The 22535-nt window shown below is 49.2% G+C and carries 17 protein-coding genes; 9 read left to right on the top strand and 8 right to left on the bottom strand.

Going from position 1 to position 22535, the window contains the following annotated elements:
- Positions 1-105: 105 nt before the first annotated feature.
- On the bottom strand, positions 106-2304 hold the full coding sequence (gene ovoA, locus KDK13_RS19125) for a 5-histidylcysteine sulfoxide synthase (protein WP_257283584.1): 2199 nt from the start codon (positions 2302-2304) through the stop codon (positions 106-108).
- A 294-nt stretch (positions 2305-2598) separates the two neighbouring features.
- Here ovoA and KDK13_RS03820 point away from each other — a divergent pair, with 294 nt between their 5' ends.
- Genes KDK13_RS03820 through KDK13_RS03810 form a run of 3 tightly spaced genes read left to right on the top strand, consistent with a single transcriptional unit; the run spans position 2599 to position 3853 of the window.
- Positions 2599-2760 (top strand): hypothetical protein, encoded by a 162-nt coding sequence (locus KDK13_RS03820; RefSeq protein WP_257283583.1) that lies wholly within the window; start codon positions 2599-2601, stop codon positions 2758-2760.
- On the top strand, positions 2751-3380 hold the full coding sequence (locus KDK13_RS03815) for a glutathione S-transferase N-terminal domain-containing protein (protein WP_257283581.1): 630 nt from the start codon (positions 2751-2753) through the stop codon (positions 3378-3380). Before KDK13_RS03820 ends, KDK13_RS03815 begins: the two co-directional genes overlap by 10 nt.
- 44 nt (positions 3381-3424) lie before the next feature.
- Entirely contained in the window at positions 3425-3853 is a 429-nt protein-coding gene (locus KDK13_RS03810) for a ClpXP protease specificity-enhancing factor (RefSeq protein ID WP_257283586.1), read from the top strand.
- Positions 3854-3909: 56 nt separating this feature from the next.
- Here the strand turns inward: KDK13_RS03810 and KDK13_RS03805 are convergent, their stop codons facing one another.
- A complete protein-coding gene (locus tag KDK13_RS03805; RefSeq protein WP_257283580.1) occupies positions 3910-9420 on the bottom strand; it encodes a hypothetical protein in 5511 nt (1836 codons plus the stop codon).
- Between the two features lie 167 nt (positions 9421-9587).
- On the opposite strand from KDK13_RS03805, the gene KDK13_RS03800 reads away from it, so the two are divergent.
- Positions 9588-10190, top strand: a complete 603-nt coding sequence (locus KDK13_RS03800) for an NADPH-dependent FMN reductase (RefSeq protein WP_257283579.1) — start codon at positions 9588-9590, stop codon at positions 10188-10190.
- Positions 10191-10410: 220 nt separating this feature from the next.
- On the opposite strand, the gene gntU is transcribed toward KDK13_RS03800, so the two are convergent.
- Complete coding sequence (gene gntU, locus KDK13_RS03795) at positions 10411-11757, bottom strand: gluconate transporter (RefSeq protein ID WP_257283578.1); 1347 nt, start codon at positions 11755-11757, stop codon at positions 10411-10413.
- Positions 11758-11887: 130 nt separating this feature from the next.
- Here gntU and KDK13_RS03790 point away from each other — a divergent pair, with 130 nt between their 5' ends.
- Genes KDK13_RS03790 through KDK13_RS03780 form a run of 3 tightly spaced genes read left to right on the top strand, consistent with a single transcriptional unit; the run spans position 11888 to position 14546 of the window.
- On the top strand, positions 11888-12415 hold the full coding sequence (locus tag KDK13_RS03790) for a gluconokinase (RefSeq protein WP_257283577.1): 528 nt from the start codon (positions 11888-11890) through the stop codon (positions 12413-12415).
- A complete protein-coding gene (gene edd, locus KDK13_RS03785; protein WP_257283576.1) occupies positions 12412-14220 on the top strand; it encodes a phosphogluconate dehydratase in 1809 nt (602 codons plus the stop codon). Before KDK13_RS03790 ends, edd begins: the two co-directional genes overlap by 4 nt.
- 17 nt (positions 14221-14237) lie before the next feature.
- On the top strand, positions 14238-14546 hold the full coding sequence (locus KDK13_RS03780) for a hypothetical protein (RefSeq protein ID WP_257283575.1): 309 nt from the start codon (positions 14238-14240) through the stop codon (positions 14544-14546).
- A gap of 99 nt (positions 14547-14645) precedes the next feature.
- Here KDK13_RS03780 and KDK13_RS03775 read toward each other — a convergent pair whose 3' ends face one another.
- Positions 14646-15647 (bottom strand): LacI family DNA-binding transcriptional regulator, encoded by a 1002-nt coding sequence (locus KDK13_RS03775; protein ID WP_257283574.1) that lies wholly within the window; start codon positions 15645-15647, stop codon positions 14646-14648.
- Between the two features lie 364 nt (positions 15648-16011).
- On the opposite strand from KDK13_RS03775, the gene KDK13_RS03770 reads away from it, so the two are divergent.
- Positions 16012-17418 carry a hypothetical protein gene (locus KDK13_RS03770; RefSeq protein WP_257283573.1) on the top strand — a complete coding sequence of 469 codons (1407 nt, stop codon included), beginning with the start codon at positions 16012-16014 and terminating at the stop codon, positions 17416-17418.
- A 196-nt stretch (positions 17419-17614) separates the two neighbouring features.
- Here KDK13_RS03770 and KDK13_RS03765 read toward each other — a convergent pair whose 3' ends face one another.
- From KDK13_RS03765 to KDK13_RS03750, 4 genes are all read right to left on the bottom strand, one after another.
- Positions 17615-18211, bottom strand: coding sequence for a BON domain-containing protein (locus KDK13_RS03765; protein ID WP_257283572.1), 597 nt, complete (start codon positions 18209-18211; stop codon positions 17615-17617).
- 73 nt (positions 18212-18284) lie between these two features.
- Positions 18285-18869 carry a phosphoheptose isomerase gene (locus tag KDK13_RS03760; RefSeq protein WP_257283571.1) on the bottom strand — a complete coding sequence of 195 codons (585 nt, stop codon included), beginning with the start codon at positions 18867-18869 and terminating at the stop codon, positions 18285-18287.
- 115 nt (positions 18870-18984) lie between these two features.
- The gene (locus KDK13_RS03755; RefSeq protein ID WP_257283570.1) at positions 18985-19359 is read right to left on the bottom strand and encodes a YraN family protein; all 375 of its coding nucleotides are present in this window, start codon (positions 19357-19359) and stop codon (positions 18985-18987) included.
- On the bottom strand, positions 19334-21301 hold the full coding sequence (locus KDK13_RS03750; RefSeq protein ID WP_257283569.1) for a penicillin-binding protein activator: 1968 nt from the start codon (positions 21299-21301) through the stop codon (positions 19334-19336). The genes KDK13_RS03755 and KDK13_RS03750 overlap by 26 nt, the downstream gene beginning before the upstream one ends.
- Positions 21302-21581: 280 nt before the next feature.
- Here KDK13_RS03750 and KDK13_RS03745 point away from each other — a divergent pair, with 280 nt between their 5' ends.
- Positions 21582-22460: a hypothetical protein gene (locus tag KDK13_RS03745; protein ID WP_257283568.1), complete on the top strand. Its 879-nt coding sequence runs from the start codon at positions 21582-21584 to the stop codon at positions 22458-22460.
- Positions 22461-22535: the final 75 nt, after the last annotated feature.

Raw genomic sequence — 22535 nt, 5'->3', positions numbered from 1 at the left:
GCGGGCGGCGGGTAGCGTCTGTAGAAATGTCGAAGTTATTTCAGGACAGCTCCTTAATGGCAGGCAGTGGGCACCGGAGGCGGTGCCGACACCGTACGCTGATCGCTATCCCTTATGCCGCCATACCGTGCACTGGGCAACCGAATGCTGGTATTTCCGGGCAGTCTCCCTGATCACAAACGGGATATCCACGGGGGGGCATACCTCCTCAAAATGTTTGCCCAACGCTCTTTGCAGTCCGGTATAGGTGTCGAGGGCTTCACCATTTTCACGGATGCCACCGAGCCAGTTCTTCCTGGGTGTATACTCTTCCAGCCAGGTATAGGGCGACGTGATAACAAGGATTCCACCGGGGCGTATGCGTTCATGGATCATGCCCAGGAATTGTGCCGGGTTATTCAGGCGATCGATCAGGTTTCCGGCAAATATAAGATCATAGTCGTTATAAATGGGTTTCAGGTTGCAGGCATCGCCCTGGGTAAAGCGGATGCGGCTGGTATCGGTATCATCCAAACCCATTTCAGCGGTGTCGGCGATAAAGTAATCACCCAGCTCTCCTTCTGTGGGCAGGTGGTAGCGTATTTTTCCCCGTTCCTGCAGCTCGGTTGCCGCAGAAATAAATCGGGCAGAGAAGTCGATGCCATCCACATGCTGAAACCAGCGGGCCAGTTCAAAGCTGGTGCGTCCAACCGAACAACCCAGGTCCAGGGCCCGGGTTCGGGGTATATTACCACTCACTTCATGGCAAATGCGGGCACAGGCTTCAGGGTAGTTGGGTACGTCAAAGTATGTTTCTCCAAAATGGAACCCCAGGTATTGGGCAACCAGGGCATCGCTTTCATAAGGGTTGCCGACATAAGGGCTGCTGGAGGTATTGGTCATGGCACTGGACTCTACGTAACGGAAACCGGCATGCTGGAAGAAGTGGCGGCGGAAGGCGTAGCGGGACTCTTTAATGGCGTAGTTGCCGGTTGATATCCAGCAGCCCCCTTTGATCAGGTTGTGGCGACCATCAAAGGTTGGGGTTGAGAAATCATCGTAGCAGGGATGAACCCGGAATCCTTCATAACCGTCAATGGGGGTGGTGGTCCATTGCCAGACATTGCCAATAATGTCGCACAGCTCTCCGGTTCTGAAGCGGTCAACCGGGCAGGATGAGGACCAGTATTCGAGATTGATATTGCCGGGGGCCTTATCCCACCAGGGCTGGTCGGTATCGATGGCTTCTCTCAGGCAATACCACTCGGCTTCGCTGGGCAGCTGGATCTGTTTGCCGGTCACTTCTGACTTCCAGCGACAAAAGGCCTGGGCTTCATGGCAGTTGACGTCTACCGGCCAGTTCCAGGGCATATCGATTTCTGCCAGCATGGTGCGGTAGCGATAACTGTCCCCATCGGGGACCCAGAATTCGGGATGGCGCGCTTTACCGTGCGCTTTACCGTGAATGTTGCTGAACGTTGTCCAGGCCCAGCCTTCATCCGTCCACCAACGTTCATTGTCATAACCACCGGCGTCTATAAAGGCTTTGAACTCCTGATTGCTGACCAGGTATTCGCTGGCTTTGAACGGAGCGACCTCAACCTCGCAGCGACCATATTCATTGTCCCAGCCGTAGAGTGAAGCATCGTAATCCTTGCCCAGGCGAAGTGATCCACCGGGCATCTCAATCAGGCGGTTCTCCGGTGCTGACCCGGTTTCAGTGCAATGTTGCCAGTAACTGTGCGGCTGGACATAGGATATTGGCAGCTGACGAATCAGTACCGATGAGGTTTCCAGATGAATGCGTTCATGTTCAATGCCCATCAGAATGATCCAGGCCGGAGTTTCCCAATGGATGGGAACCTCCAGTGGCATGTCCTGTATGAAGCCGGAAACCAGCGCCCTGACTTTGCCGCGGTAGTCGCGAACCTGTTGCACGGTTGGCCATTGGTAGTTGTTATCGTCCAGATCATCCCAGGACATTTCATCCACACCAATGGCAACGGTGGACTCAATAAAAGGGTCAACCCGTTGTGAGATCAGTTTTGCGGTGATCAGTTTGTTAATAAAAAAAGCCGCTGTGTGCCCGTAATAGAAGATCAGGGGATGACGGAGGGGAATGGCTTTTTCATACCAGGCTTCTTCGCACGCCAGGGTTTCAAACAGCAGGTCATACTGGTCAAAAGTCTGGTGGAAATACGTTAATAACTCCTGTCGTTTTTTCTCAGGGCTGCCTTCATTTAGAACTAAAGTTCTTGTTATTTTTTTGGGATGAGCGTCCGGTGTGACACTGTGGTCTATTTGACTCGCAGTATTCTCAGCCACGTTTCCTCTCCTGAGTGTTGGTGTGTGGGGCGTTGAGCAATCAGTAGGCCGTCAGCAGAACCAGCATTAAAGGCGGTGGTGTGCTCATTATAGAGAAACAGCACATCCATGACTTATTGCTATCAGACGATAGTGTACGGTGCAAATGCAATAGGTGATCAGATTTCCTGATTGCCCGGGCTTCTGATAACCCGGTCTGATAGTTGCTGCCACTGCGTTCAGGCTTATGCTTTTTGTTGGCAGGTTATTGTTGTAGTAAGTGTTGTAGTAAGTATTTGCGCTGGTGGGACTGTTATGGCAGGTGCAAAGTTTGCTATGATAATGCGTTATTTCGCGGGCGGCTGTTTTACCCGTTATGCAGTAGCCTGTGGTTATCCTCTGGCTATTGTCATGGCCGGGATTGTTGCCGAACTCTCTCATCCTTTGCATGAAGGCGGGGGTACTTCATGGCTGTAGTTGCCAAAAAGTCATCCATGATTTTTTTCTCGGATCCAGCTGACCATTACTGTCACCGGGTTCGTATTGTGCTGGCGGAAAAGGGCGTTGCGGTTGACGTTCAGAATGTCAATCCGGAAAACCTTCCCCGGGAGCTTTCCGATCTGAACCCCTACAACAACGTACCTACGCTGGTTGACCGGGAACTGGTTCTTTATGAGCCAAACGTCATGATGGAATATCTGGACGAACGTTTTCCTCATCCACCGCTGCTGCCGGTTTATCCAGTCAGTCGTGCCCAGAGCCGACTGATCATGCACCGCATTCAGAAAGACTGGTGTGTCCTGGTGGATACCATTCTGGATCCCAAAACCAGGGAGACACCGGCGGCCCGTGCTCGTAAAGAGTTGCGGGAGAGCCTGTTGGCGGTTGAGCCGGTGTTTGCCGAAATGCCATTCTTCATGAGCGAGGAGTTTACCCTGGTGGATTGCTGTGTGGCACCGATTCTCTGGCGTCTGCCGTTGCTGGGGGTTGAACTGCCAAAACAGGGTAAGTCTATTCTGGACTATGCTGAGCGTTTATTTGAGCGTGAGTCGTTCCAGGAGAGCCTTTCTGAAATCGAAAAGGAAATGCGTGAGTAACCTGGCTGGCGGCGTGAAGTGTTTGTCCGGAGGCTGTTATGACAATGACCAGTAGCCGTTCGTATATTGCCAGAGCACTGTATGAATGGATTCTCGATAATGATTGCACCCCCTATATTCTGGTGGATGCCTATCGCCGTGGCGTTGAGGTGCCACAGGAGTTCGTCAAGGATGGCCAGATCGTTCTGAACATCTCGCCAACGGCGGTACGTGCTCTGAATATTGGTAATGATTACATTATGTTTGATGGCCGCTTCGGTGGCCGAGCCTTGACCATTACCGTACCGGTACCTGCATTGATGGCTATTTATGCCCAGGAGAATGGTCAGGGAATGGTCTTTGAGGCAGAGCTGCTGGATGAGCAGGAAGAGGTGGAGGGTTTTGAGGATGGAGTGTCGGATCAAGATCCGGATAAAGAGCCTCCCCAGCCTCCGAAAAAGCCGGGGCGTCCTCATCTGAAAGTGGTTAAGTAGCCCGTTAGACAGACACCCTTTGAAAATGAGCCGCATAGCGGCTCTTTTTCCATCTTTTAAGATGCTTCGATTAGCCTCTTGACAAAGCTGCACTGTTGTGGCTCAAACAGGTGAGCTTTGAAATTATCCATCGCCTGGGTAAGCGTTTCCATTTTGCTGCGGATTTCAGTGATGGAATTTTCGGCCACGGTTTCTTCTGGAGCTGGATCAGGATTGCCTTTCGTGCCAGATGGTCTGTTTTTCGCGGCGACATTCCCGGTGGCTGATAAACCGAACTGGCCTGAAATGGATCGCCTGGCAGTTACTTCCTTGATAAGCGCCAGCAGTTGTTTTCGGCAGTCAAGGAGCTTTATCAGATTTTCACTGGCTGTTTTGATATTGGAAATAAAGCAGGTGATACGATCTTGTGCTTCGATAATCAGTTCGAGGTCAAATTTGACCGTTGATAAATCCTGTGTTTCCTGATCACTGTCGATGGTGAACAGTTGCAGTATATTGATGATCTCTTTTTGCAGCGTAAACGCATCTTGCAGTATTTGTTCATGTGTTGAGAATAATGTCGCCAGTTCGAAAACCTTATCACTGAGATTCCGTATCGGCTGTTTTTGTAATGTGATTCGTGTGTTTTTATCCATTTTTGACAGCTCTTTTTGTCTGGCCAGGTCGGCTTCCATTTTTTTCAGGTAATCAGTGGAACATTTGGCAATACCCCGGCTCTTCTGCATACCCTGAATGACAACATCAAAAAATTGCCTGATCAGTATTTCGGATCGTAACGATTTTATCTGGACAATCAATAATGAGTCGTCCGGCGGGTTATTCAACAGCGCCAATACGAGGGTATTGGCCTGCGATAGCTGACCATTTGAATAATGTCGCCAGGCTATTTCCAGTGATTCCAGTGAGTCTAATTCAATATTCCGGGAGACGGTCTCTTTGTTGTCACCGACGTGATCACTACTGGCACTGCAGGGTGCTTGATTTTCCACTGATGTGAATTCTTCGCTGTCGGATTCATCGATATTCTCAGTGTTTTGATTATTTGGTTCTGAGGCTATTGTTGACAGTTTGCTATTGATGATGGCTTCTAATTTTTTCTGTTCCCTGGCATTATTTTCCTCCTCTTCCCTGATCAGGATATTCCAATATTTTTCGGCTTCGGTATTTTTAATTTCCAGCTCCTGACTGGTTATTTTGCGCAGCCTTTCCAATTGGGGTGCCCAAATGGACTGGTAGAAATTGATTTGTCTGGTTGAATCGAATTTTCCCAGTATTTTTTCAACCTTTTGATAGAGAATCAGCTGGTCCTCTGAATCATAACTATTGTCTTGTTTGGCGGTTATGTACTGGATTTTCAGTAAAATGGTATCAATAAGAGGGTTGAATTTCGTGAGGTATTCATAGTCACTCAAGCCAAGTGTAATGATCAGCTCCAGCGTCTCCGATAGATTGGTTTCATCGTTACAATAAGCTATCCATTGTTTGATCAGAGCTTCTATGGAAGCAATATTTTTATCGCTTATGCAGTTTGATACAAGGCGTTTACAGGAAACCAATATCAGAACCATGTTTTTTAAACATTGTTTTAAACATTGTTCAGAGATATCGGTGTACTGTAATGGGTCCAGCAATTCGATGAAGTGGGCTACCAGTTTATCCACCTTTTGATGTTGTTTGACGGTAATGTATTCTATTGACTCTCTGGTAAGCAGGGTATTGTGAAATTCTATTAATCTCTGTGCCACATCCTGTTTGAACAGGCATTCTTCTTTGATATGAGACAGTGCAGCAAAGCCGTACAGGGTGTTGTAGGTTAACACGGCTGCCTGCATTGTGGTTTTTTCCAGAAAATTGTTTTTTGACCTGTCCCTGGATATTTTTTCGAGTTCGTGGGTAATAACGGGGATATCCCCGGTTGCCAATTCAATGCTTTGGTCCAGTAACAGAATGGCCCGGGCATAAATATTGGCTGGGTTTCTTGTTTGATTGGGATTGGCATCCTGATATAACTGCAAAAAGTCAGCGGACAAACGGTCAACATGCTGTTTCAGGGTTCGCACAATATCTACCGCTTTTCTGGTTTGTTTTTTGGTTTCCAGTTTCTCACTTATTTTGTACTTTGCCTGCAATACCGGGTCGGCGCACCATTTTTTATGATCAGCAGAGCTGGCCAGTGTGTATGCCTTACTGTTTCTGGCGACGAGAGTTGTTGTGTCTGTTGTATCGGGTTTTTGCCCGGCACAGTGGGCCGGGAGTTCCCGGATGGTGCTGCCATTATCAAACAGGAATTTTATCTGGTGATCCATTAAGGACTTGAACGTCTCAAAAGACTCAGGCAGGACATGCCCCAGCAGAGTGGCTGTTTTGCTGTAGGCGTAGGTAAACCAGCTGTGAGTCCAGAGTGTTTCGGTAGCTCGTTGAGCCTTGATGGCGTAGAGCAATGTTTTCAGGCTGGCCGTTTCAAGGCGATGCCGGATAAGTTCAATATGAGGCATCCAGCTATGGAGAAAAGGCGCTTCTGTCTGCAGGTTGCAATGCGGATCAATACGGGAAATCAGGCGAATGGTCAGATAAATAGCCGATAGTCCTGCCGCCTCTTCATAATGACTGATATCAGCCCCGTTATCCGTTGCCATTATGTAGGCAATGGCTGATTTTAAAAAGAACGTCAGGGCACGCGCATTGTCACCTCTGTGCAGGGATATATTGCCCTTGTACGCGCAGTGCAGTATTGCCGGGCGTATTGTGGTGATGCTTGTGGTGATGCTTGTGGTGCTGTCTGCTGTACCTGATTCAGGGGTATCACCGATTAATAGTGTTGGGGTTAATAATGCGTTGGTCTCTTCATTAACCGGAAAATTCAGATCTATCTCTTGCCAGTCAGCGCTGGAAAGATTCTTTTTTACGGTAAAATACAAAGCATTATAAATCTGCATGGGAATAGTCGTCCGGTAATCAGGGTAGATTGCGTCGAATTCGGTGGGCAGCGAGAAGTGCAGATCATGATAGGTCTGGTTGTTGTAAATCGGCTCAAAGGGCTGCATGGCAAGATTGAATGCTTCAGGTGATCCGGTCCGGGCTGCCAGGATTGCCAAGACTACGGAGGCTTTCATGTGGCCTGCACGGTTGACGGTTTGCAAATCCCTGAGTATTTCAGTGATGAATATCGGGTTGTTCACGTCACAGTGATGAATGATCTTATGCAGTGCCAGAAACAGTATGGATTCTATGTGATTTAACCGCTTTCCTGTTTCCAGTGCTAACAGTGTCGTATCCGAAAAGGCGCTCATGTCAACCGTTATCGGATTCGTCTGGTCGGGTTCCTGAATAACCTTTAACACTTCATCAAATAAACTGTCGCCCAGGTTATCCAGTTTTTTCTTACTCAGGCTATTACTGGTTTTCGGGTTGGATATTATGGTTAACACGATCTGAATTTTTTTCTTGATGCGTTCCTCCCGGTCTGACTCTGTGGTCTCTGCCGGATTCGCTGGTCCGGCTGTTGCTTCTTTTGATGGCGTTTTTATTTTTGCAACACTGCTTACTGGTCTTTCCGGGGGTAGGCTTCCGGTTTTCGGTTCGACAACATCCAGGCTTGGGTGTATGAGGCCCAATGTCTCTTCAGTGATGGCCTGCTGATGAACCGGTGGTTGACTGGCGTGATGTTGTGGCTGTTTACACTCAGTTTCTTTAGCCCGGAAAGGCATAATAAGATAATGTTCAGTCAGCATATAGGGCCTGAAAATGTTAATCAGCCCTGGCGATGGTGAGGCTGAATAATAATGGTCTCCTCCGGAGTGAGCAATAAATAATAAACTGGTTATTCGTGCATCATTCACATCGCTATTAAACAGTGCTGGCTGTTTAGCCCTTAATGTTTTAATCAGATTTGGTGTTAATTGATTGGCTTCATGAATACTGTGCTTATGTTTCTCAATATTTTGCGCTTTGGTGTTGACCTTCAGCAAAATAATGGTTGTCCCGGTGATGATCGCCATTATGTGCAATAGAGAACTCCAACCGTAGTGGGCGGTATCATTGGGATTACCTGCCGGATCGGCAATGGTTCGGCTCTCCAGCAGGTCATTGATGGATTTGCCCGGCTCCGGAAGGATCAGAGTATTCAGTTCCTCGTACTCAGAGGCGCTCAATCCGGTGTTGAGTGCACAGGCTATCCAGCAGTGGATTATATGCCTTACCATGTCAGGACGGATAACAAGCTGCTCATGCGCAGTCTCATGCGCAGTCTCATGCGCAGTATTGTGGAGTGAGGTGCCCAGCAGAACATTATAGGTTTTCAGGAAGTTGGTTGCTGCTGCTGTGTTTTTATTCAGTCCACTGGCCAGGGACGCGTAAAAACAATTGCCATCTTTTGCCGTATTTTCCAGATCAAAATCATTTCTCAGCAAAATCATCAGCTCATTGAATGAGTAGGCAGTTTCATGCCTGCATTTATCGGAGGATAGAATATTGATCAACGCCCTTTTTTCCTGAGATCTGGAATGTTTCAGCTGATAGGGTGAACCAAAAAAACTGTGATATAGCTGATCAACAGAGTAGATGTTCCTGATTAAAGTAATTGCTTCAGAAAACCCATTATTCAGTGACTTAAATGATTCTGACTGATATAAACCCGGATTTTTTTGGGGATGGTAAAGGGTGAAAACGTGCTTCTCAATTTTTGAGAGAGTCACTGCGCTATTGAGTATGACTCTCAGTTTTTGATTGTCTTCTGTCGTTGTGATTAAGTTGTCATGAAGTTTTTTCAACGAAAAAAGGTCGAGAGCCAGATAACCCATTGTCGACAAAACAGGAATAGTACCTTTGTACTGTGTATTTATATGGGTGGGGATTCTGATGACAAAATCATCCCGGGTGAGGTCCAGTTGTTTCATCCATGTGGTTTTAACCGAGCATTCAATTTTGATCCAGGGTTTTCCGGTATGAAACAGGGTTAACTGCCCTGATAAAGGTGATAGCTCAGCATTATACGGTTGGTTACCAACAAGACGGAGGTTTGGGTTGCAGTCTTTCCAGGGGAAATTTTCGCTAAACACAATCTGTTGCAGTCTTCGATTGAGTTGAATAAGCAGATTGTTGGTGGTTTTTTCATCGTTCAACAGTATATCAATATCATTCACATTTTCATTGATACAAGTGTGTAGCAGGTCAATACCACAGGAACCAAAAATAACCAGTTGCCCGGGATGATCATGGTGAAAGTGCATGATTTCTGTAAGTACTTCATAGAAGATAGCCCGCTTGGAGGCTGGCAGAGAGGGTTGTGTTAATTTGGCCGCACTGGCCAGCGGCAGGTCTTTTTGCGCGATTTCCGGGGGATGGCTCGATGCTGCCCCATGCTCAGGAGTTGCTTTAACGGCTGATGCAGGGTTCATTTCTTCGATTTTATAGCAGGTTAGTGGTTTTTCCAGCGAAGTATTTAATGGCGAAGCCTGACGGTTTAATTGTGTGTCAAAAGTATCGGTGCGAGCAGTGCCGCTGGTGTTGACCTCGGTTAATACCGTTGCTGATGACGCTGCATTATTTGACCCATTTGATACCTGCATAGTGAGACCTTGTCAATTTTATTTATTTGGAATGCCTGAGGGCCTAATCATAGCAGTGCAGGAAGCGGTAGTGACGATCCAGCAAGATTGGAAAAAAATACACACGGATGTTGAAACTCTCTGTTACAGTTCGCAGTGCAATTGTCCAAAGCAGAACAGGAAAAAAAATGAAGCTTGCAATTATCAGTGGCAGTCATCGGATGGAATCCCAGAGTGAGCGGATCAGTCGGGCTCTGGCGAATCGTGTGCTTGAACTTTCCTTATTTGAATCGGTTGAGGTTCTATCGCTGGCGGGTAACCCGCTTCCCTTTTGGGATGAGTCCATCTGGAGTGGTGATGAGCAGTGGCAGGCCAGGTTGGCGCCCTGGAAGCAGACGTTGAAAGAAGCAGATGCGCTGATTGTTGTGACACCTGAGTGGAGCGGCATGGTGCCGGCAGGGTTGAAGAACTTCTTTCTTCTTTTTGGTACTGCTGAGCTGGGTCATAAACCGGCATTAATTACTGCGGTTTCTGCGGGTCAGGGTGGGGCGTATCCTGTGGTGGAACTTCGTACCAGTAGTTACAAAAACTGCCGTATCTGCTATCTGCCGGATCATGTGATTGTTCGTCATGTCGGACAGGTGTTCACCGGTGATGATCCTGAAGGGGATAAGCATCTGCAGGAAAGGGTGGACTACTGCCTTAAACTGCTGAAGGCCTATTCAACAGGATTAAAGCACGTCAGAGAAAGTGGTATAGTCGATCACAAGACATTCCGCAATGGCATGTAGTTAAGTAGCTAACCATATGAAATCATATATTTCTGACTCCTTGTGCCGGCACTCTGCTTCGTTACAACTCCGGTCACATAGCTAAGGCTATGCTCCCTCCGTTGTGCCTCGCATAGTACCAGCTCAAGTAGCCAGAAATATTCGATTCCATATGGCCAGCTACTTATTGTGTTGACAAAAAAAACTCCAGCAATGGCTGGAGTTTTTTTGTGGCTATCGCTTAGATAAACAAGCTGAAGATCACAGCCACTGCAGCACCGGTGGTTCCGATGATGGTCTCCATGACCGTCCAGGTTTGCAGGGTTTGCTTTTCGTTCAGTCCAAGGTAGCGGTTGGCCAGCCAGAAGCCAGAGTCGTTAACGTGAGAAAGAACGATCGCACCACCGCCGATGGCAACGGTCACTGCAGCCAGTTGTGCACCAGACAGAGCCAGGGGCTCCAGCATTGGCAGGATCAGGCCGCAGGCAGTCAGCATGGCTACTGTTGCAGAGCCCTGAATAACACGAACGGCAGCGGCCAGGATGAAGGCCAGGATTACAATGGGGAGGCCTGTGCCAGCCAGCATGTTGCCAAGGGCCTGGCCAACACCGGAATCCACCAGAATCTGCTTGAACACACCGCCGGCACCGGTTACCAGGATGATAACGCCTGCTGGCTGCAGAGCGGATCCGCAGATGTTCATCACTTCATCCTTGGTGTAGCCGCGTTTGATACCCAGCAGGTAGCAGGCAGCAAGACAGGCAACCATAATGGCAGTGAAAGGGTGGCCAATAAATGTCAGCCAGCCGTGGACCGTTGAACCGGCCTCAACAAAACGGGAACCGATGGTCTGCAGGCCGATCATCAGCAGTGGCAGGATGATCAGGGCAAATGCCAGGCCAAAAGATGGCAGGGTGCCGTTACGGTCTTTGAACTCTTCGCTGGCCGTAGCGTGTGCAGGCAGTGGCACATCAACCATTTTGCTGATGAAAGAGCCAAACATCGGGCCGGCAAGAATCATGGCCGGGATGGAGGCGCACAGACCAATCAGAATCATCCAGCCGAAGTCAGCGCCCAGCTGAGAAGCAACCAGGATCGGGCCAGGTGCCGGGATCAGGAATGCCTGACAGGTAGCAATACCTGCAAGCAGAGCGATACCCATTTTAACGACACTTTCCTTACTCTTTCTGACAATCGCAAAGACGACACCGATCAAGAGTACCACCGCCACGTCAAAGAACAGTGGCAGAGCACAGATAAAGCCGGTGAAGGTGATTGCCCAGTTGGCTTTCTCATTACCGAAGCGTGCCAGCAGTGTCTGGGCGATACGGTCGAGGGCACCGGTAGTTTCCATAACTTTTCCGAACATGGCGCCAAGAGCAACCACTACGGCAACGAAGCCCAGGGTGCCACCCATACCTTTCTGGATAGTGGCAGCGATGTCAGCCGGATTCATACCGGTAGCAATACCGGCAATCATGGACACCAGGATCAGTGCTACAACAGCGTGCAGTCTGGCTTTCATCACCAGAAACAGGAGCAGCAGGATGGAGCCGACTGCGGTATATATCAGAGAAATATCCGACATGGTTGATTCATCTCAAAAAATTTAAAAACTTTTCATGGCTCAATGTTACGGGTAACATGTTACCCGTAACATGCTGTTTGAAGAAGTTTATTCTTTGTATTTTTTCGACAATTGTTGATCGAGATCAAAAATGAGTGGCAAAACGTTTGTAGTAATGGGTGTATCCGGTTCTGGCAAGTCTACGGTAGGAGAGTCACTCAGCCGGGAAATCGGGGCCAAGTTTATTGATGGTGATGATCTGCATCCCAGGGCTAATATTGAAAAGATGGCCGTTGGGAACCCACTGAATGACGACGATCGTCAGCCATGGCTGGAAAGAATCCGTGATGTCTGCTTCAGTGTGCAGGCAAAAAATGAAACGGCTGTTGTTGTTTGTTCTGCCCTGAAAAAACAGTATCGCGATATCATTCGTGAAGGTAATGACCAGGTCTATTTTATCTTCCTGGATGGCAGCTATGATCTGATCCTTGAAAGAATGAAGGCTCGCCAGGGACACTTTATGAAAGAGACCATGCTGCAGAGCCAGTTTAATACCCTTGAAGTACCCGGCGCTGATGAAATGGGTGTCGCCCGTGTCGATATCGCCAGTGATATTGACCAGGTGGTGGCCAGAGCCGTAGAAGCTTCTGCCAGTTTTACCCAAGAGGTTGCGGCATGAACCCTATTGTGCTTGAGGTGACGCAGAGGATTGCGGAGCGCAGCGCGTCACTTCGTCAGAACTATCTTGACCGCATGGAGCACCAGGCCAGTACCGGCAAAATCCGCAAGTCCCTCAGTTGTGGCAATCTTGCCCATGCCGTGGCGGCCTGTGGTACCCCACAGAAAGACACTATTCTTGATTTTACCCGGGCCAACGTGGCGATTATCTCGGCATACAACGATATGCTGAGTGCTCACCAACCCTACCAGGATTACCCGTTTATCATTAAGGAAACGCTGGCCCGGCAGGGGCACAGTGCCCAGGTAGCCGGTTGCGTGCCTGCCATGTGTGATGGTGTAACCCAGGGGCAGGCGGGGATGGATATGTCCCTGTACTCCCGGGATGTCATTGCCCAGAGCGTTGCCATCAGTCTTAGCCATAACACCTTTGATGCCACATTGTTGCTGGGTGTGTGCGACAAGATTGCCCCTGGCCAGCTTATTGGTGCACTGTCGTTTGGTCATCTGCCGACGGCTTTTGTTCCTTCCGGTCCAATGCCTTCCGGTATTACCAATGATGAAAAGGTAAAGGTCCGTCAGCAGTATGTAGCCGGTGAAGTGGGCAAAGATGCGCTGCTCACCATGGAGTGCAGTGCTTACCATGCGCCCGGTACCTGTACTTTCTATGGTACGGCCAATACCAATCAGCTGGTATTTGAAGCCATGGGGCTTATGCTGCCAGGCTCCGCCTTTATTCCTCCGGGTACAGGGCTGCGCGATGCGTTGACTCAGGAAATTTCAGCGGATATCGCCAGCAAAATTCACGGGGCGCCTGCTTATCGTCCGCTCTATAAAGTGCTGGACGAAAAGAGCCTGGTCAATGGTCTTGTGGCTTTATTGGCCTCAGGTGGCAGTACTAACCATTCTATCCATATGATTGCTGTAGCCCGTGCCGCCGGTTTTATCCTGACCTGGGATGACTTTGATGCCCTGTCACAGGCGGTACCGCTGCTGACGCGTGTCTATCCCAATGGCCCTGCGGATATTAATCAGTTTCATGCTGCCGGTGGTGTTCCTGTTCTGTTGGCAGCCCTGGCGGAGCGTGGCCTGCTGCATATGGATGCCGTGCCCTGTTATGGCACCATGGCTGACTATCTGAAAATGCCGGAACTGGACAATGGCCAGCTGGTCTGGAAATCCATGTCTGGAACGCGGAATCCGGAAGTGATTGCTGACTCCGGGCAGGTCTTTGCCGTTACCGGGGGGCTGAAAGTGCTTTCCGGAAACCTTGGGCGCGCAGTCATCAAGGTGAGTGCGGTGGCAGAAGAGCATTTTTCGACGACGGCACCTGCTTTGGTCTTTAATTCCCAGTATGAAGTGGAAGCGGCTTATAAAGCGGGCAGGCTGAACCAGGATGCGATCATTGTTGTTCGTTTCAATGGTCCTGCCGCCAATGGTATGCCAGAGCTTCATATGTTGATGCCAATCCTGGGTAATCTGCAGAAAGCAGGCCATAAGGTGGCCCTGTTAACTGATGGACGTCTTTCCGGCGCATCCGGAAAGGTGCCTGCTGCTATTCACGTTACCCCGGAAGCGCAAATGGGTGGTCCCCTGGCTTACTTGCTGGATGGTGACCAGGTGACAGTGAATGCGGTAACGGGTGAAATTGATGTGCATGCCGATCTTTCTGCCCGGGAAGCGCACTGTCCGGATTTGTCTGATCAGCACCATGGATACGGTCGTGAATTATTCAATGGTTGTCGTCAGTCTGTTTCCAGCGCGGAAGAAGGTGCATCCATCCTGTTTTGTCGAGGTGAAAAATGAGTCAGTGTTAAGCGCCATTGATTCCCGGCTGTGCAACGTCTTCTGAAGTGATGCAGGCACTTTCTCATGGTTACGACCACCTGAAATTCTTTCCTGCTGAGATAAACGGCGGTGTTAAGGCACTTAAGGCAATTTCTGCACCGTTACCTCAGGTGCGTTTCTGTCCAACCGGTGGCATTGGTCCTGACAATATCAGGGATTATCTGGCGCTGAGCTGTGTGGCAACGATCGGTGGCTCATGGATGTTGCCTGCGGATCTGGTTGCCTCCCGCAATTGGGCGGAGATCTCCCGCCTGGCTGCTGAAGCGGTTGCCATGGCATCCTGATTTTCCGGGCTTTACAGCTTTAAAGGCACTGGTGGCACCGAGGTTGATTTTTCTCAGCGCTGCCAGTGCCTTTTTGGTGATTTGGGTATTGCGAAAGAACTAAATGCTTTCGCCTTCGAACAGTGTAAAGCCCAGGTCTACAACAGGATGCTTGGGTGAATTACCTGACAGCTTGTCTAAAAGCATTCTTGCCGCAAGACTGCCAATCTCCCATCTTGGGGTATCGACACTGGCCAGTTTTGGCGTAATCGATCTGCCAATATCCAATGCATTAAATCCGGCTATCGCCATTTGCCCCGGTATTGAAATCCCTCTTCTCTGGCACTCCATGATGGCGCCGATAGCCAGGTCATCATTACAGCAGAAAACACCATCCAGTTCAGGATGGTTGTCCAGGGCCTCCGCCATTAACTCTGCACCAAGGGTGAATGATGAATTGGCGGGTGTGGAGAGGATAATGGGGGCACAATCGATACTCTCCATCGTGTTGTGATAACCCTGCAGGCGTTGTCTCACCCGGATGTCCATTCGGGCGGCAATGAAAGCGATCTTTTTCTTACCATTCTTCAGCATACGCCTGATCATGGCCTCACTGGCAGCCCTGTGATCCAGGCCGACAGCAAGATCAATGGGGGGGAGGCGGGAGTCCATCACTTCTACCACCGGTATGCCGGCATTTTCAATCATGCGCAGTGATTTTTCGGTATGTTCGCATTCAGAAAGAATCAAACCATCCACCTGATAGGAGAGCATGGATTCGATGCGCTTTTCTTCAACATTTTTGTCGTAACCATAATGGGCGATCATGGTCTGATAACCCGATGGCTCGGTAACGCTTTCGATTCCCTGGACAACTGCGGCGAAGACCTGGTTGGAAATAGAAGGGATCAAAATGCCGATGGCTTTGCTGGTGGCATTGGAGAGGATGTCGGGAACACGGCTGGCAACATAACCAACTTCGTCAATGACTGCGTGAATTTTCTCGCCGGTTGCTTTTGAAACCTGTGTCGGATCCTTGAGGTAACGGCTGACCGTCATTTTGGTAACACCGACCCTGTCGGCGATATCCTGAAGCGCAAGGCGCTTGTTCTTCGGTTTCATTAATGCTTCATTCCAACAATCATCTGGCTCAGCAACATCAGATTCAATGAGGTTGGCATCTGGCGCTGGCAGGGGAATTATATCCTTTGTCCCGGGCAGATGTCTGCAGCAGATTGCAGCTTGAATGGTGTTGAAGGAGGGAAGGCAGGTTAAGTCTGGAGCGGATATCTAAATCATGCATTTGGCCCGCAATTATTTCTATTTGTTATGGAACTATACGAGTCAACTTTTAGTCTACCGTCAGTTGAGGGTTAATTGGTTTTGGTTGTTACTGTTGTTATTTTTCTGCAAAAGCATCCAATACCGATAATCGGACCCTTTGCTAGAAGGGCTCATATCATTAATCAGTTAAAGAGGTGCCCAAATGAATGTTGTTAGTGGTTCCCTTGCTCCCTTTTCCAATGCCTCATTTCCCGTAGGTGATACGGTATCGAGATCAGCGGACGTTAAAACATTTCACTCAAAGTCAGTCAATTCTATCGACTCGTACCTGCCGCTGACGGCAGGGGATGTGGGTAAGGCAAAGATTTTATCTGAAATAGTAAGAGACGGTGGTAAAACAATACACGACAGGTTGCTGAAAAAACTGAACCTGAATGCCACAGGCCCTTTGAGTGACCCTGCAGATGGGTTCGGTCGGAAGCGGCGCAGTGTTGATACCGGCCAGCAGGATGCCTTCGGGTTCAATTCGGTACCTGTCATTATTGATCCACAGAGACCACTGGGACCTGAAGACCTTATCGCGGTCGGGGATGATTCGTATATGCGGATAGGCGGCAGTCAGAATCTGGATAGCTTAAAGGTCAAGACCAGAGGGAATAAAGAGGTTGTGTTGCGAATGACGCATCAGGGTAATACCACGGTATCTGCAAATAACGATGTTGGTGTCACCCCTTGTTTTGTGCCTGACAGGAAGTGGGAAGGGCCTGATAATCCTGATCTGGCCAAAGCTATGGGGGTCTTCCATGATCAGGCTTCTAATTGCGGTAGTAATTCGAAATCATACGGTGAACTGACCATTAAAGTGGAAACCGGTAGTAGACCCGCGGAGGGAACGCTTTTTTCACTGGATGAAACGGTTGATTCCAGGCTTTACAAGAGTGCTCGTGGCTACCTGTCGCACTTGACAGCCGATGCGTCGGTGGCAACCTATGAAGCACTGAAAACAGAAGGGGTGGCATGGGAAGCCGAGAGTGTACCCTTAATCGCCCTGAAGGTGATGAACCATGACGGTAAAAACTACCTGACGCTGCAGGCTGGCGCCTACTACGACATGTTTAACACAGGGAATAAGGAGTGCATGCCCTCATTTGAAGGGGCGGCAACCTCAACCACCCAAGCGAAATGTTGTGATGGCGTTCAGGATGGGAAGTATCTTGCGGTGATGCCTTTGCCTGACGGCTGGTTTGATATCAAGTACGCAGTTGAAAAGGGTGAGTTTTCAACCTCCGGGAAGGGCATTAACGGGAAGGTAAGACTGTGGGTGAACGGTGATTTAAAAGCAAATAACTATTGTCGTTCGGGTAATAATAACCATTTGGTTTTTGGTGGGGGTGATCTACGCCCCAAATTTGGATTATTTGATGTTTCGGCAGACAAGCTGACGGCCAAATTTAAAAATCCATCGTTTAATGACCATATCCCTAATAAGATAAATAGCAGGGCAGATCCCTATCCTCAACACATCAGTGGCCAATGTGATAGAGAGCCAGCGCCCCGTAAATATGATGACAAAGACCCATACGGTTGGTTGGAGCATGACTTTGCATAAAAAACTGCAAATGGTTGGCTCGGAGCTACTCCCCTTGGAGCATCAGGCTCTGATATACCCATAACCCCCTTGTTTCCACGCGGAGCGTGGAAACAAGGGGGTTATGGGTATTAACACTTTTCTGCAATAGCAACGGCTATGCTCTCGTCGACGTTCTTTGCATGGTAACGGTACCCTTTGAGATGTTTGATTCTATTTATTGAATGTACTCAAACACCTTAACGACTCTTGAAACTCCGTAGGTATTGGCGGCGATCGATACGGCTTCCTGTGCCATTTTGGGAGTGATAAGTCCCATGAGATAAACCGTTCCCTGTTCCGTATTGATTTTGATTCTGTCAGCGATCACGGCTTCATTGGTCACCATTGCGGCTTTAATTTTTGAGGTTAACCAACTGTCGTTGCTTTGCGCGAGAATATCGGCGTTTGGACCAATTTCCAGCTCATTGTAGACCTGGCGAACCTTTTCCACATTCTGTGCCGTCTGGCCTGCTACCCTTTTCAGGTTTTCGTTGGGAACCTGGCCAATGAGTAAGACAATACCGTTAAAGCTGATAACCTTGACTCTTGACTCTCTCAGGGCAGGGGCTGCCTTGTTAATGTTGACAGCGGTGACGGTTTCAATGGTCTGGTCATCTATCCAGGAACCCCAGGTCCGTTTGCTGTTATCAATGCTGACAGGCTCTTCATTAACGGAGTCAACCAGCGCTGCGCAACCACTTAACAGGGTTAGTAACCCGGTTAGCAGGCAGGTAGAGAGTGCTTTAGAGAGAGTAATGCCGATCGGTTTCATGGTTCCCCCCTGAGGTTATGCATATTAAAAAAATTAAACTAAAGTCTGGTGGCGATGAGGGCAAGCTTCCCGTTTATTCAGAGGAAAACAGGAACTCATCAATCAGGTCGCAAAGGCAATGAATAACCAGGGTATGCACTTCCTGTATGCGTGGCGGGCTGATGTCAGGTACTCTGATTTCCACCTCTTCCGGGTGCAGCAGGCGAGCCATGTCACCGCCGTCCTTGCCCGTCAGCGCGATCACCTGAATATTTCGGTCGTGGGCGGCCTGTATGGCCTGAACCAAATTGGGGCAGTTGCCATGGGCTGAAATAGCCAGCAGTATGTCGCCTTCCTGACCGAGTGCCCGTATTTGTTTGGAGAACACTTCGTTGTAACTTGAATCGTTAGCGATGGAACTCATGGTCAGGCTGTCTGCGCACAGTGACAGGGCTGGCAGGGCCGGGCGTTCACGATCAAACCGGTTAAGCAGTTCAGAAACAAAGTGCTGGGCGTCACCTGCCGCACCGCCATTGCCACAGGCCATGATTTTTCCTTCGTTCAGCAGCGATTGAACCATCATCTCTGCTGCGTCGGCAATAAGTGGCGGGAGAGCATCGGCCGAACGAATTTTGGCGTCGATGCTGTCGGAAAAGTGTTGCGTTATACGGTCATGCATGTCTGAAACCTTGAAATGAAAACCATCGGGTTTTCATTCTTCTTTCTCCTGAAGCCTTCTGAATACGCTCTTCTGAAAAGCGATCAGAAGATTTCTCTGCTTGCAGGAAAATTTCTTAAAAAGCACTTTTCATCCAGTTTAAGCTGTTTTGCCCTGTGGCGTCATGATTGTCAATGGATATTGCATCAAATCGACAAATCCTGTGGCTGTGCTGACGATATTTTTGCAAATAAACGGCGGCAGTCTTGCGAATTTTCCGTTGCTTGTTTCTGTCAATAGAACTGGCTGCATTGCCGAATTGAGAATGACTTCGGGAGCGAACTTCGATAAAAACCAGTGTGGCATGATCCAGCATAACCAGGTCAATTTCACCGGTTTTGCAGGCAAAGTTTCTATGTAAGAGCGTTAGCCCCTGTTGCTGCAAAAACAACAGGGCAGTTTTTTCTGCTTCGGCCCCTTTTCTGCTATTGAGGTTGAGCTTCCATGGCATAGACAGTTACTGGTTTTGGAGTCCTGTTTTTCAAAGAGAACTCGCTTTCGGGTGTTTTGGGTTTCACTACAGGGAGTGGGGTTAGTCGGCCGCTCCTGAATATTTGCCACACGAGTTCACGATGGACTTTTCCGCCTGGAGCAATGCTCAGCGATCCGGTCATGCCCGGCAGTTGGCTGCCTTGCAGGGTTGAGAGTTGCTGGAGTCTTGGGTAAAGCTTATAGGCATCGGCACCCAGCGCATAAAATGTGCCCAACTGGCCTCTGGATTGTTGCCACAGGGAATTGATCTGTTGTTCCAGCGGGCTTGCTGCTCCGGGAATTAACCACGGCATAACAGGAACCCGAATACCATCCATGTCCTGATCCTGGTCGGTATTGGTTACGCCTGAAAATGCGCTGGATGTTGCATAGACCGGAACATTACCTGCGTATTGGTAGGCCAGGGCTGGTTTGATCTGTCTCGCTTCCTGGGGGCTGGCGCCAATAAATACCATATCAACGTCCTGGCGCCGACGGGCCTGGAATCCAGGTTTTTCGCCCAGAACACGACTCAGCTGCTTTGCTCTAGCTTCGCTTTGATCGGTGTGTAACAACCAGCCGGCCAGGCTGCTGAACTGGCTTTTGCTATCAAATTCGCCAGAGCCGACAATCTCACCGCCGCGTTCTTCCCACCGGGTTTTAAAGGTGGTGTTGATTTTCTTTCCCCATTCTGTGTCGGGTGTAATGATAATTGCCGTCCTGTGTCCGTCCAGTCTGCCTCGTTCAGCGGCCATAACGGCCTCATCCTCTGCTGAGAGCCCAAACTGGTAGAGACCGGCACGATACCCCGTTGGTGTTGCCGGTACGCCATTAACGGAAAGCGGATCCGCTGCGTCATCAATATAGTTTAATGCCAGAACCGGGATACGGTTGGTGATATCAGTGGTTAACGCTTTGACACGGCTTTTGTTCAGGGGACCTATAATCAGCTGCGCTCCTTCATCAATAGCCTGCGTGGCCAGGTCATTGATATTGGCGCTCTGGGTATTATAAAACTTAAGTTCCGGGAGAGGCTCTGCTTTACTCATGGCCTCATAGTGGGAGGCCAGCAGGCCGTCCCTGATGGCTTCACCGACTTTGCCCAGCCTTCCTGATAATGGGAGCAGTACCGCGATTCTGTCAGGACGCTTTGTGGAACTGTTCTTCAGTGTTTCAAAGTCCCCGGGCAGGTATTTGTGCGCCGGATGGTACGACCAGTCCCGCTTCCACTGTTCGAGTTCTGTCAGTTGCTGATCCAGGCTGCGACCCGTTTGATAAATTAATGCAAGGGCCAGCCAGCCTTTCTGTCGTTGTAACTTTTCCTGTTTGTGCAGGCTGTCAAGTCGTTCGGCCGGGACATGAAGGAGTGTCTGCCAGAAGCTGTCGTAATGGGGCTCACGCTCTTTTTCTGTCAGGTAAGGGCCAGCCAGCAGCCACTCATCCAGGGAAGCCTGATATTCACCGTATCTTGCATAGGCAAGTGCTTTCAGAACGTGCGCCCGGGCATTAATGTAGGTGCTGTTACTGACAATAACGGCCTCGCGATCAAGCCACTCAAACACCAGCCAGTCCTGATTATTGATCTGGGCAATCCGGGCCTGCTGAACGGCCAGTTCAGCCTGTAATCGTTTTGGCAATTGCTCATAAGGCATTTGGTCCAGAATCTGCTGTGTGCGGGCTGGTTCTTTCTTTATCAGCTCTCTGGTGATCTCAAGCGTCAGTCTGGCCCGTTCCGGATAACTGAGCCTTTCTGCGTCGGCCAGCCTTTGGTCGATGCTTCTGATGGGTTTTGCTATTGGCGGAATGGTGGTTTCTGGCTGTGATGAGCAGGCAGTAATCAGAACAGGAATAAGCACAGCCATAGTAATGGCGGCCAGCTTCCGGGGCAGGGTTTTACGCAGAGCGGTTGTATGGGTCATCATTTGAAGTTGTGGGCCAGCGCTTCTGGAGTTTCTTCGATAGTGGCCTAGATTGTACACAGGGCCAAGCGTTGAAACTATAGGTTATCGCTATTGTATTTTCGAGTGTTCTACCAATTTGCCGGGTTTTACCCAGGCTAAAAGGTTATTTCGATAAGTTTGATGATGGCTTCAGTCAGTGGTGCTTGCTGTCTGGTCATACTGCCTTTTTTCAATTTTACGTAGAATCCCATGATCCAGTCCATCGGGAGTTGGACTTTCTCAGCCGTTCAGGGAAGAAAATATGGGTATTGCTATCAGTGGTGGGTACGTGCAGCTTTCCGGTCGTGATGCTGCATCCTGTTTCTATAATACCGGGAAAGGGGTGGGCAGGCTTAAAGGGGTTGCCTATTGGCTGTTTCGTCGGCAAGTGACTGTTCCGGAATCCGATTTGGTAAAGCAAATCTGGTCTTTGCGTGATGCAGGATTTATCAAGTCTTACTTGACAAGCAGGGGCATCGTATCAATTGGCCCAAACCAATTCGAGACCTTGCCAAAACAACAGTTTAAAAATAGCTGTGCTGCACGATGCCTGCAGCAAGCAGCTTATGAACTTGGCATAAAAAAAATACCCAATATTAAACACTATGGTTTTAATGGCCAGTCCATTCGGGATAGAAGTGCCGAAGCGACGATCTATGGAGTTACCGGCAGGCTTGTCAGTGGCAGTGGAGGGCTGAAGCAGCACCTTCAGGGAGATTTGAATAATGGCGGTTTTTCCGGTCCGGTCGGTATCAACAATGCTGCCAGGCTCCTTGGGCTTGACAGCCGCTTTTATTGCGCCTCGAAATTGGCAGAATGGTATTTTGGCCAGAACGATCCCGAAGGCTGGAAAGAAATTAAACAATATTGCCCTGTGCATCGCACCTCGCCGCCAGCGTTGTGCAGGAATGAGCGGCTGCTGTTGCATATTTGTAATTACTCAATGCTCGGGCTTGATGACCATTGTCTCAGCGTCAGACGGAATCATTATATTATGCAGAGGCCCGATGGAAGTTGTTATGATCCATACAACGGTCTCAACTACCCTTCCGTGAAAGCCTACTCTGAAAAAACGGGAATGAGGCCAAGCGGTGCCTATACGCTGGTCAGTGATAAAGATTTCTATGCAAAACTTGCCTGAGGTCTTGAATTCAATGGCAAATGAGCACAAAAAAAATCTCTATCGTACAACCAGCCACACTGTTCATATTCCTTG

The organism is Endozoicomonas sp. SESOKO1 (assembly GCF_024606265.1).
GTDB lineage: Bacteria > Pseudomonadota > Gammaproteobacteria > Pseudomonadales > Endozoicomonadaceae > Endozoicomonas.
Note: the sequence above shows the minus strand (reverse complement) of the source record. Positions and strands in the feature narration are given on the sequence as shown.